Raw genomic sequence first — 11,101 nt, 5'->3', positions numbered from 1 at the left:
TGACGCGACGCCCCCTCACCCTGCGTCGCTAGCGCGACGCTTTCCCTCTCCCCGCAAGCGGGGCGAGGGAGGGTGCCTACCTCTATGGTTTTTTAGCCGCCGCCCAGGGCGTGCACGATCTCGATGCGGTCGCCTTCGCTCAGCGTGTGAGCGCCGTGGTCGCCGCGCGGCACGATCTCGCCGTTGACCTCGACCGCGACCCGGCGTTCGCCCAGGCCTTCGGCGTCCAGCAGTTGCAGCACCGTCAGCGCTGCGGGAAGCGAGCGCGGCTCGCCGTTCAGAACGATATCCATGCCGCCATTGTCGTCGCCCGGCGGTGCCACGGCCAGCCGCCTTGCCGCGTTGCGTCTTGTGCGCCGCGTCACGGCATGGTTCGATGCGTCGCCATGCGTCGGCGTATGCGCCGGCATGCCGGACCAACCAATAAGAAATCCACTGGGGAGAGAAAAGGAATGATGAAGAAGCCCGTCCGCTGCCTGCTTGCTGCCGCTCTGGCGCTTGCTGCAGCACCTGCGTTTGCAGGCACTTACAGCCATACGGTGTTTTTCGGCGACAGCCTGACCGACTCGGGCTTCTACCGGCCGTTCCTGATCCAGAATGCTGGCCCCAGCGCCGCCAGCGTCGGTCGCTTCACCACCAACCCGGGACTGGTGTGGTCCGAGTACCTCGCCAATTTCTACGGCACCGACGCCAGCTCGGCGTGGGGCCTGACCAACACGGGCATCGTCGCCGGCACCGGTACCAATTTCGCCGCCGGCGGCGCGACGGTGAAGCCTGGCCCGGGCTTCCCACCGGCAGTGCCCACCCAGTTCGCCCCGTCGCTAGGCACGCAGGTCGGCGCCTACCTCACGCGTAACGGTGGCGTGGCTGATCCGAATGCGCTCTACACCGTCTGGGGTGGCGCGAACGATCTGTTCTTCACCCTCAATGGCGCGATCACGCCCACGCAGTTCCTGGGCTCGGCGCAGACCCAGGTCGGCCTGATCAACACGCTGACCACGGCCGGTGCGCGTTACATCCTGGTGCCGACCATGCCTGACGTCGGCGTTACCCCGTTCGGCCTGTCCCAGGGCCCGGCGGGCTCGGCCAACATCACCGCGCTGGTGAACGCCTACAACCAGACCCTGTTCGGCGGCATCGCCCAGCAGAACCTGCGGGTGATCCCGCTGGATACCTACACCCTGCTGCACGAGATCAGCGCGAACCCCGGTGCGTACGGCTTCAACAGCGCAACCATTCCCGCCTGCGCCGGCACATCGCTCACCTGCGTGAGCGTGGGTAGCGGCCGCGCCTTCGCCGATGGCGTGCATCCGAGCACCGAGGCGCACGCGATCCTCGCCGAGTATGCGGTCTCGGTCCTCGAAGCCCCGCGCCAGATCGCGCTGCTGCCGAATTCGGAATCGATGGTCGGCCGTTCCCGCGCCGAGCGCGTCGCCGCGCATGCCAGCGCCCCCGAGGCCGATGGCATGAAGTGGTGGAGCGATATCCGCGGCGACTTCCAGCGCTACGGCGAGGGCAACGTGTATGACGGCGCCGGCCCGACCCTGACCTTCGGCGTCGACTGGAGCAGCGGCAATCTCGTCTACGGCGCCTTTGCCGGCTACGGCCGCCAGGCGCAGGACTTCGGCCGTCGCGGCGGCAGCTTCGACCAGACCGATCTCAGCGTGGGCGGCTTCGTGGGCTGGTACGGCGACAACGGCGCATGGGTCAACGGCCAGCTGAGCTGGACCAAGGCCGATTACGACATCGATCGCGAAGTGGTCCTCGGACCGACCTCGCGCAAGCACAGCGGGTCGGCCGACGGCGAAAACCTGAGCGGCGGCATCAGCGCCGGTTGGGAATTCGGCGAAGGCGCGCTGCGCCACGGCCCGGTGGTGAGCGTGCTCGCCCAGCGCATCGACATCGACGGCTATGCCGAAGACCATCCGGAGCAGTCGACCTCGCTGGCCTATCCGGACCAGAGCTTCGATTCGCTGATCGGCAGCGCCGGCTGGCAGGCGAGCTACGCGATCAACGAGCACCTCAAGCCGTATGCGCGCCTGACCTACGACCGCGAGTTCGAAGACGCGCCGCGCGAAGCCTGGGCACAGGTGCAGTCGCTGCCGGGTTCGGCGCCGTACGCGGTACCGGGCGTCGAGTTCGACCAGGACTACGGCACGTTTACGTTCGGTGCGCGCACGCGCGTGTTCGGCCTGGATGCGAACATCGGTACCAGCGTGACTGTCGGCCAGAAGGGCGGCAACAACGCCACCGTGTTCGCCACCGTGGGCGCGGGCTTCTGAGTCGCCGCCGCAACCTGCACCAAAGCTGTATCGCAAAGGGCCCGTCAGGGCCCTTTGCTTTTGCGTCCGGAGCGCGCGCGTTGCCAAGGCGTCGACACCGGGCATAGACTGCCGCCGTCGCGCGGGTGTAGTTCAATGGTAGAACTTCGGCTTCCCAAGCCGATAGCGTGGGTTCGATTCCCATCACCCGCTCCAGCTTTCGAGCAAGTCATTCGCCGCGCTCGCTCTCAGCCCGGAGCAGCGCCGCAAAAGGCAACAAAACCGTAACGGTAGTCGCGTCACAGTGACTGCCGTTTTTTCTTCCGGACGATTGGGCGTGGCACAAAGAATTTCTCACGAACCGGTGACGCTGGGCTGGCGCGAATGGGCGAGCCTGCCGCGGCTGGGCCTCGCGTCGGTGCGCTGCAAGATCGACAGCGGCGCGCGCAGTTCGGCCTTGCATGTCGATCGCTGCTGGCGCTTCGTCGAGCGCGGTGTGCCGTGGGTCGGCTTCCAGCTCAGCAACGATGGACTAGGCGAGGCGATGGTGCAGGCAGTCGCGCCGATCTTCGACGAGCGCGACGTAATCGATTCCGGCGGCCATCGCACCCGGCGCATCTTCCTGCGCACCACCTTGCAGCTGGCCGGCGTGGAGCGCGAGATTGAAATCAATCTGACCGACCGCAAGCGCATGCTCTTCCCCATGCTGCTCGGGCGCACCGCGATGGCAGGCTGCTTTACGGTCGATCCCGCCCGGTCCTACCTGCACGGGCGCCGCCGCGCCGTCGCTGCGAACCAGCGCGTCTCCCGCAGCGTCGACGTGACAGCGGTTCCCCTGTTCAACCGGCTTCCGACTTCGCATTCCAGGCTTCCATGAAACTCGCGATCCTTTCGCGCAACAGCAAGCTGTATTCGACCCGCCGCCTGGTGGAAGCCGCGCGCGAGCGCGGGCACAGCGTCCGCGTGCTCGACCCGCTGCGCTGCTACATGCGCATCGCCACCGATGGCTTCTCGATGCACTACAAGGGACGGCTGATCGCGGGCTACGACGCGGTGGTTCCACGCGTGGGCGCCTCGGTGACGCGCTACGGCTCGGCGGTGCTGCGCCAGTTCGAGCTGATGGGCAGCTATACGCCCAATTCATCCGACGCGATCCTGAAGGCGCGCGACAAGTTGCGCTGCCACCAGTTGCTCGCGGCGCAGGGCATCGGCCTGCCGGCAACCGTTTTCGGCGACAACCCCGACGACACCCACGATCTGCTGGCGATGCTCGGCCCGCCGCCGCACGTGATCAAGCTCAACGAAGGCACGCAGGGCGCGGGCGTAATGCTGACGGAGAAGCCCTCGGCCTCGCGCAGCGTGATCGAAGCGCTGCGCGGCCTGTACGCCAACTTCCTGGTGCAGGAATTCGTCGAAGAGGCGAAGGGCGCCGATCTGCGCTGCTTCGTGGTCGGCGACGCCGTGGTCGCGGCGATGAAGCGCCAGGCGCCCAAGGGCGACTTCCGTTCCAACCTGCATCGCGGCGGTACCGCCAAAGGCGTGCGCCCGAGCGCGACCGAACAAGACGTCGCGATCCGCGCCGCGCGCGCGTTGGGACTCGGTGTCGCCGGTGTCGATCTCATCCGTTCCAAGCGCGGTCCGCTCGTGCTCGAAGTGAATGCATCGCCAGGGCTGGAGGGCATCGAGGCCGCGTCCGGCGTCGACGTGGCCGGGGCGGTGATCGACTTCGTCGGGGGCCGGTCCGGGCGCCGGAGCTCCAGGCTGGCCAGCGCCGCTCGCAGTCTTAACGAAAAAATTGCCAACGAAAATTATCTTTAAAAATCAAAAAGATAATTGTTAATTGCTGGTTTTTGCAGGGGGCGGCTGGCCCCAAATAACGAAATTTTACATGCCCCTTTTAACGGACTTTTAGTTCCCGCAGGCGTAGCCTGAGCAGACCGGAATCCCGCTGCTTCCTCGTCAGTAGTCGGTCGCTGGATGACGGTAATCGGGGCAACACCCTTTTTGACCCGGATGCGGCGGCCCCGCATCCGGGTCTTCTTTTTTCGGGGTGCGGATCGAGACCGGCACGGCGTTACAGGCGCTCGCGAGGCCGCCAAACCGGCAGTCACGAGATCGTTTCCAATAGATTTGTTAATTTCACGCCCAGACGCTCCGGTCGCATGCGCTTCCGGAACCCGGCGGCGACCGCGTGGTCGAAGCCCTACCTGAGACGGAAGGACACATGCGCATCCTCGTCATCGAAGACAACCAGGACATCGCCGCCAACCTTGGCGATTTCCTAGAGGACCGCGGGCATACCGTGGACTTCGCCGCGGACGGCATCACCGGATTGCATCTGGCGGTCGTCCATGAGTTCGACGCGATCGTGCTCGACCTCAACCTGCCGGGCCTCGACGGCCTGGAGGTCTGCCGCAAGCTGCGCAACGAAGCGCGCAAGCAGACGCCGGTGTTGGTGCTCACGGCGCGCGATTCGTTGGACAACAAGCTGGCCGGCTTCGATTCCGGCGCCGACGACTACCTGATCAAGCCGTTCGCGCTGCAGGAAGTCGAAGTGCGCCTGAATGCGCTGGCGCGGCGCGGACGCGGCGTGCAGACGCGCGTGCTCAACGTCGCCGACCTCGAATACAACCTCGACACGCTGGAAGTGCGCCGCCAGGGCAAGCTGCTCCAGCTCAACCCGACCGCGCTGAAGATCCTGCAGGCGCTGATGGAGGCCTCGCCGGCAGTGGTGACGCGGCAGGAGCTGGAAACGCGCGTGTGGGGCGAGGAGCTGCCTGATTCGGATTCGCTGCGCGTGCATATCCACGGCCTGCGCGCGGTGGTCGACAAGCCCTTCGACATTCCGCTGATCCAGACCCGCCATGGCATCGGCTACCGCATCGCGCCACCGGAGAACGGCTGACGCGCCGTTGCAGTCGCATGGGGAGCGGCGGAACGTGATTCCAGTACTTCGACCGGTCGCGCGCCGCCGCGCGCGACCCAGCGCTGCCTGACATGTCCAGCGAACCCGGTTCCATCGCTCCGCGCAAGGCCAAGACGCGCTATCGGCGTCAGCTGCGCAGCCGCATCATCCTGGCGTTCGTCCTGCTGGGGTTCGGGCTGACGGCGTTGTTCGCGTGGGCGACCAATTGGACGCGCACGCGCGTGGAAGACCAGCTGGTCGAGGACATGATGAACCGCAATATCGACGAGTTTGCGCGTCGGTATTACGTGGACCCTGCGACCTCACCGGACGCCCCCATACAGCAGATACGGGCGTATGTGTTCAGCGCGGATCGCTTCGATCGCGTCCGCAGTGAGCGGCCGGAGTGGGCGGAGTTGCCCAATGGCAATCACAACATCAGCGGTACGAATCCGGACGGCACGCCCTTCTCCTACAAGTTGGCGGTCCGCAAGACGCCAAATGAGTGGTTCTTCCTGGCTTACGACATGACCCAGGCGTCGCGCGGCGAAGAGCAGTTCAATCGCGCGATCTACATCTCGGTCATCGTATTTACCCTGCTGTCTCTGGTGGTGGGGCTTTGGGCGGCCTCGCGCGTAATGAGTCCGGTCATCGAGCTCGCCAATCGCCTGCAAAAATCCGGCAGCAACCCCGAATCCGAAGCCCTGGCCGCGCATTTTCCCGACGACGAAGTCGGACAGCTAGCAGAAGCGCTGGACGACTATGCGGATCGCCTGACCCACGTCGTTCAGCGCGACCGCGAGTTCAACGCCGACGTCAGCCATGAGCTACGGACGCCGTTGGCGGTGATCAGAGGCGCGGTCGAACTGCTGCTATCGAAGCCGGAACTGGACGACCGCACACGCGCACGCCTGCAGCGCATCCAGCGCGCCGAGCAGCAGTGCACCGACCTGATCAGCGCGTTGCTCCTGCTGTCGCGCAACGAGCGTGGCCACGGCGCGACCGACGTCGCCAAGGTCGCCGAGCAGCTGCTGGACGCGCACCGCGCCCAACTGGGCGGCAAGCCGCTGCAACTGGTGCTGGAAGGGCAGGCCGGACTGATCGTCGATGCGCCCGAAGCCGCGGTGTCCGTGGCATTGGGCAACCTGATCGGCAACGCGGTGAAGTACACGACCCAGGGCGAAGTCATCGTGCGCGTGCACCCAAAGGCCGTGGAAGTGATCGACTCCGGCCCCGGCCTCAGCGCGGAGGATGCCGCCAAGCTGTTCGAGCGCGGCTACCGCGGCACGCACGCTGGCCATTCGCAAGGCGGCGGCATCGGCCTGTCGATCGTTCGCCGTCTGTGCGATCTGTATGAGTGGGATGTGCGCGTGTTGCCCGGCGGCAGGCAGGGCGTCGTGGCTATCCTCACCTTCGGTCGCGAGCCCACGTCGCGCGTATAGCGAAAAAAAGAGCCGGATGTCCCGGCTCTTTTTTATTCCTGTTGCTGCGTAGTTACAGCGGCTCCAGCCACCCGTACTTGTCCGGCGTCTTACCGTCGAACAAGCCGAAGAACAGTTCCTGGATACGGCGCGTGACCGAGCCCGGCTTGCCGGTGCCGACCTGGCGGCCGTCGACCGAGCGGATCGGCGTGATCTCCGCCGCGGTGCCGCACATGAAGAGCTCGTCGCACAGGTACAGGTATTCGCGCGGCAGATCGCGCTCGATCACCTCGATACCGTTGTCGCGTGCGAGGGTGATGATGGTGTTGCGGGTCAGGCCATTGAGCAGCGCGGCGCTGACGGGCGAGGTGTGCAGCGCGCCATCGAACACCAGGAACAGGTTTTCGCCCGCGCCTTCGCTCAGCAGGCCGGTCGAGGCCAGCGCGATGCCTTCGCCGAAGCCGAGGCGGCGTGCCTCGCGTGCGACTAACTGGCCGGAGAGGTAGTTGCCGCCCGCCTTGGCGCCTGCCGGCAAGGTATTCGGGGCGAAGCGCTGCCAGCTCGATACGCAGGCGTCGATGCCCTGCTCGACGACGCTGGCGCCGAGGTACTGGCCCATCTTCCAGGTCGCGACGGCGACGTCGGTCGGCGTATCGGCGGAGAGGCCGAAGCCGCCCAGGCCGCGATAGGCGACCGGCCGCAGGTAGTCGGTGGTGTTGTCGTTGGCCTTGATCACTTCGCGGCAGGCGGCGTTGATCTCGTCCAGCGAATACGGGATGGCCATGTCGTAGATCTTGGCCGACGCGAACAGGCGCTTGTTGTGGTCGGTGAGGCGGAAGATCACCGGGCCGTCCGGCGTCTGGTAGCTGCGGATGCCCTCGAAGACCGACGAGCCGTAATGCACCACGTGCGACATCACATGCGTGGTCGCTTCGGCCCAGCGCTTGATCGCGCCGTTGTGCCAGATCCATTCGGGGTATTGCATGGCCATGCCGGATTCTCGCGGGGGAAAAGGCGCCTAGTTTACCGCCCTGGCTTGGACGCTACGAACCTCCCTCGCCCCGCTTGCGGGGAGAGGGAAAGCGTCGCGTCAGCGACGCAGGGTGAGGGGACGTGGCGTTGCGATCCCGGCGCGGGCAGGCGGCGCCGGTGGGCAGTCGCGACACGCCGTGAATCCGTCCATGGAGGCTTGGTCAGCGGCATCCATGCCGCTGACAGTCGCGCCTGCCCACCGGCACCGCCTGCCCTCCACACATCTCGGGCGCGTCCTCGAAAAAGCAAAAGCAACGCGCTGCGCTCGCCCCTCATCTGCCCTTCGGGCATCTTCTCCCCGCTCGCGGGGAGAAGAAGAGCATTGATGCCGAAGCGGCGATCACAACGCTCGCGGTGAGCGCTGCCCGATGGGATGGGGGTGCGGAGAGCGGACCAGGATGGTCCGCGGCCCCGACTAAAGGCAGGGATGCCGTCCGGAGGGGCGGAGCACCCCCGTCCCGTCGGGTAGCGCGTCCCACCGAAGCCGACGCTTTACGCACCTCATCGGGTAGCGCGTCCCACCGAAGCTATGAAACCTGAGCGTCGTCATCCAGCCACAAAAAAGCCGCGCGGTGACCCGCGCGGCTTTCGCGTACAGCAACTTCGATCAGCGGAAGCCGGCGACCGTAGCCTTGGTCTGCACCAGCACGCGCTGGTTGTGGCTCTTGTCGTAGGTGCCCATCGGTACACCGCCGTAAGTCACCGAAGGGTTCGACCAGAAGTTCAGACGCGGGCAGCCTGCGCCCGTGCAGTTGTAAGCCATGATCGTGCGCCAGCTGTTATCCGGCGCGCGGTAGCCATGGCCGTAGGCATAAGGCGTGTTGGTCGCATCCGTGGCGGGATCGTGGCGCGCCGACTGCAGGTGGCCGATCTCGTGGGCGAAGCTGTAGTAGCCGGTGATGCAGTCCCAATAGGCCGTGGCGAACGCGGTCGCCGCCGTCGAGCCGATACCCGAGGCAAGGCCGCACGCGGAAGCATCGTTGGCCACCAGCATCATCACGTCCGCCGTGTTGGCGTCGCGTACCGCATGGACGTTGTCCATATAGCCGTCGCTGGTGCCGCGGAAGCGCGACAGATCGGTGCTCATGCCGGCGGTGGCGTAGGTGGTGGTCGAATAGTTGGCCAGCACCATGTTGATGCCGATGTTCGAGTTCAGATAGCCCTGGTTGGACTCGGCCACGGCCAGTTCGACCAAGGCCTGCATGTCGCCGCCGTAGGCGGTGATGGCGTCGTTGGTCGCGACCACCATCACGCGGATGGTCTGGGTCGGGCCCGGATCGACCGGCGTGCCGCCACCGCAATTGGTGCGGCAGGGCTTGCCTAGTGCGGACACCTGCTTGTCGCGCGCCGCCGCCTCGAAGATCGCGCGGTAAGCCGCTTCGGGATGGTCGGCCGGCATACGGTTCTCATCGACCTCGACCACCGCCGTCGCGCCATCGGGCAGCGGGCGGATGCGATACAGCTGTCCGTCCACGCGGACGTTGCCGGTGATCTGATTGCCGTGGCGCACGAGCACGACGTCGTTGAGCGGATCAGCCGCGGTTTCGCGCGGTGCATAGCCGGTCTTGGGCGCATGCTGCACGTGGCCGTACCACACGTCGCTACCGGTAGCCGTGCGCTCGGCGCGGGAGCGGTCGGCGGTGATGGTGCGGCCGCCGACTACGAGTTCGATCTGCGCCGCATCGCTGGCGCTGGCATCGACGTCGACGAGCTTGACGTCGCGCGTGCTGGGATTGCTCAACAGGCGCTCGAGGGCGCGATCGTTGCGTGCATCGGCTTGACCATGTCCGGCCACGAATAGCGGCTTGCCGGCGGCGGAAGCGGACGCGGCGAGCAGCAGGCCGGCAGCGCCGGCCAGGACGGGGAGCGATCGGTTCATTCGACGATTCCTTGTGAAGTGGCTGCGATGGCCCGATCGCAGGAACGCGAGAGCGTTCAAGGCGAGCTTCGCCAAGAAGCGCAGCCGCCGCACGTTGCGGCGCAACAGCACGGATAGGTATGTGCATGACCGTCACGTGTCGTGAACGCGTCGTGTGTCAGCGCAGATGCTTAAAACCGCACCCACCAGCACCCGAAGTAATGGGTCAGGCCGAACACCGTACTCGATGGCGTCGCGCTGTTGCTCAGCACCTGCTCTACGCGCAGGGCCACCGGATTACGTCGCACGCTGGTCTGCGGGTAGAGATTGCCGTCGACCGGCGCAGTCGCGTCGTTGCTGATCTCATCGCTGCCGGGCGCGGCGCTCGCAGGCGGAGTGCTGGTTGGCATCACCGGCACGATGTCGACCAGCGGCCGGTTCGCTACGGCGTCCAACTGCGTCCAGATGCGATACCCCGTTTCCGCCGACGTGCCCGGCCAGTGATAGAACGCGGCGAGCCGGTTCGCATCGTGCGCCTGGATCGCATTGTTCATTTCGAAGACGAGATCGTCCAGCGTACGTGCGCAGCCGCCGGCGCGGCGCACCTGCGCACCGGTGGGCGCCTCGCTGGGGGGCGCGCGCTCGACTGCGCTGACCGCTTCGCACTGGCGGTCGGTGAAGATGCTCTGGCCGTCGGCCGTCACGCAATGGCGCACCTGCGCAGCCGCGTCATGCGGCCACGCCAGCGCGAGTGCGCAAAGCAAGAGCAGGAGCAGGAGCAATAGCGGCCGTAACGACATGGCCGGCAGCCTAGCGCCGTGGATAGCGAGCGAAAAGTGCGGCGTTGCCCAGTTCGCGATCCTGCGAAAACGACAGTGGCTGCGGTTCAGGCGGCGATGAAATAGCAGCCGGCATAGCGGCGTACTTCGAAATCGACGATGCGGCCGTCGCCGGCGAACACCAGCTGCATCAGTCCGTTGTCGCGCGGCATGGCTGTCGCCGCCGCTTCAACCGAGCCAGTGTCACCCGATCCGATCCAGGCGTTGAGGAAGCGGGCATCGGCGAGCGGTTTCGCGGACAGACGCTCGAGCTGCTTCATCACCGGCAAGGCCTGGCGCTGGCTCATGCCGACCCAGTGATAGCTTTCGGCGACGCGATTGACGTCGTGCAGGGCGAAGGCGCCGACCAGATCGCGCGACAGCTGTTGCGGCGATCGCGCGCAGCCCGCGGCAGCCGAGCGCCGGCCCGGGTTCGCTTCCGGCAAGGCTTCGGACGCGTCGCGGTAGAAGTCCATGGACAGGTCGTCATCGGTCGAGCGGCTCGCTTTGTCGAGCGCCAGGCGCAAGGAAAGATCGTCGGAGATGCGCGTAGGGCGTGCCTGGAACAGCGCGCAGGACTTGTCGGTGTAAACAGAGTTGCCGTCGGCCGCCTCGCAGCGTTGGATGGCGGCCTCGCCGGAAGCGCGTACGTCGTGCGATCCCGCAGCGCCGAGCGCACCGAGGGCGACGACGACGAAGGAGGCGAATACGGAGGACTTCACGGCGCGACCGCTCATTGGAAACACGCCGCGATGTTCTGGCGTGCACGGTCAACGAGGCGTATGCAATCGACGATTCAGCCTGAA

The 11,101-nt window shown here is 66.2% G+C and carries 10 protein-coding genes and 1 tRNA gene; 6 read left to right on the top strand and 5 right to left on the bottom strand.

From position 1 onward, the window contains the following. Positions 1-92 precede the first annotated feature (92 nt). Positions 93-293, bottom strand: coding sequence for a sulfur carrier protein ThiS (gene thiS / locus ACYVJ8_RS11270; protein WP_460712382.1), 201 nt, complete (start codon positions 291-293; stop codon positions 93-95). A 159-nt stretch (positions 294-452) separates the two neighbouring features. Here thiS and ACYVJ8_RS11265 point away from each other — a divergent pair, with 159 nt between their 5' ends. From ACYVJ8_RS11265 to ACYVJ8_RS11240, 6 genes are all read left to right on the top strand, one after another. Continuing rightward, on the top strand, positions 453-2,282 hold the full coding sequence (locus ACYVJ8_RS11265; RefSeq protein ID WP_460712380.1) for an autotransporter domain-containing protein: 1,830 nt from the start codon (positions 453-455) through the stop codon (positions 2,280-2,282). 121 nt (positions 2,283-2,403) lie between these two features. After that, positions 2,404-2,477: transfer RNA gene (locus ACYVJ8_RS11260), tRNA-Gly, on the top strand. A gap of 121 nt (positions 2,478-2,598) precedes the next feature. Further along, positions 2,599-3,138, top strand: a complete 540-nt coding sequence (locus tag ACYVJ8_RS11255; protein WP_460712378.1) for an ATP-dependent zinc protease family protein — start codon at positions 2,599-2,601, stop codon at positions 3,136-3,138. Then, positions 3,135-4,079 (top strand): 30S ribosomal protein S6--L-glutamate ligase, encoded by a 945-nt coding sequence (gene rimK, locus ACYVJ8_RS11250; protein WP_460712376.1) that lies wholly within the window; start codon positions 3,135-3,137, stop codon positions 4,077-4,079. Before ACYVJ8_RS11255 ends, rimK begins: the two co-directional genes overlap by 4 nt. A gap of 406 nt (positions 4,080-4,485) precedes the next feature. Then, a complete protein-coding gene (locus ACYVJ8_RS11245; protein ID WP_460712374.1) occupies positions 4,486-5,166 on the top strand; it encodes a response regulator transcription factor in 681 nt (226 codons plus the stop codon). Positions 5,167-5,258: 92 nt separating this feature from the next. Continuing rightward, positions 5,259-6,608, top strand: a complete 1,350-nt coding sequence (locus ACYVJ8_RS11240) for a sensor histidine kinase (protein ID WP_460712372.1) — start codon at positions 5,259-5,261, stop codon at positions 6,606-6,608. Between the two features lie 52 nt (positions 6,609-6,660). Here the strand turns inward: ACYVJ8_RS11240 and ACYVJ8_RS11235 are convergent, their stop codons facing one another. The 4 genes from ACYVJ8_RS11235 to ACYVJ8_RS11220 all read right to left on the bottom strand — a co-directional run bounded on the left by ACYVJ8_RS11235 (position 6,661) and on the right by ACYVJ8_RS11220 (position 11,032). Next, positions 6,661-7,578, bottom strand: a complete 918-nt coding sequence (locus tag ACYVJ8_RS11235) for a branched-chain amino acid transaminase (protein ID WP_460712370.1) — start codon at positions 7,576-7,578, stop codon at positions 6,661-6,663. 648 nt (positions 7,579-8,226) lie between these two features. Beyond that, complete coding sequence (locus tag ACYVJ8_RS11230; protein ID WP_460712368.1) at positions 8,227-9,498, bottom strand: M12 family metallo-peptidase; 1,272 nt, start codon at positions 9,496-9,498, stop codon at positions 8,227-8,229. Positions 9,499-9,668: 170 nt separating this feature from the next. Beyond that, entirely contained in the window at positions 9,669-10,277 is a 609-nt protein-coding gene (locus ACYVJ8_RS11225) for a hypothetical protein (RefSeq protein ID WP_460712366.1), read from the bottom strand. 86 nt (positions 10,278-10,363) lie between these two features. Continuing rightward, complete coding sequence (locus tag ACYVJ8_RS11220; protein WP_460712364.1) at positions 10,364-11,032, bottom strand: hypothetical protein; 669 nt, start codon at positions 11,030-11,032, stop codon at positions 10,364-10,366. Positions 11,033-11,101 lie beyond the last annotated feature (69 nt).

Source organism: Lysobacter terrae, assembly GCF_054782215.1.
The sequence above is the reverse complement of the archived record's forward strand: the minus strand, read 5'-3'. Positions and strand labels throughout refer to the sequence as shown.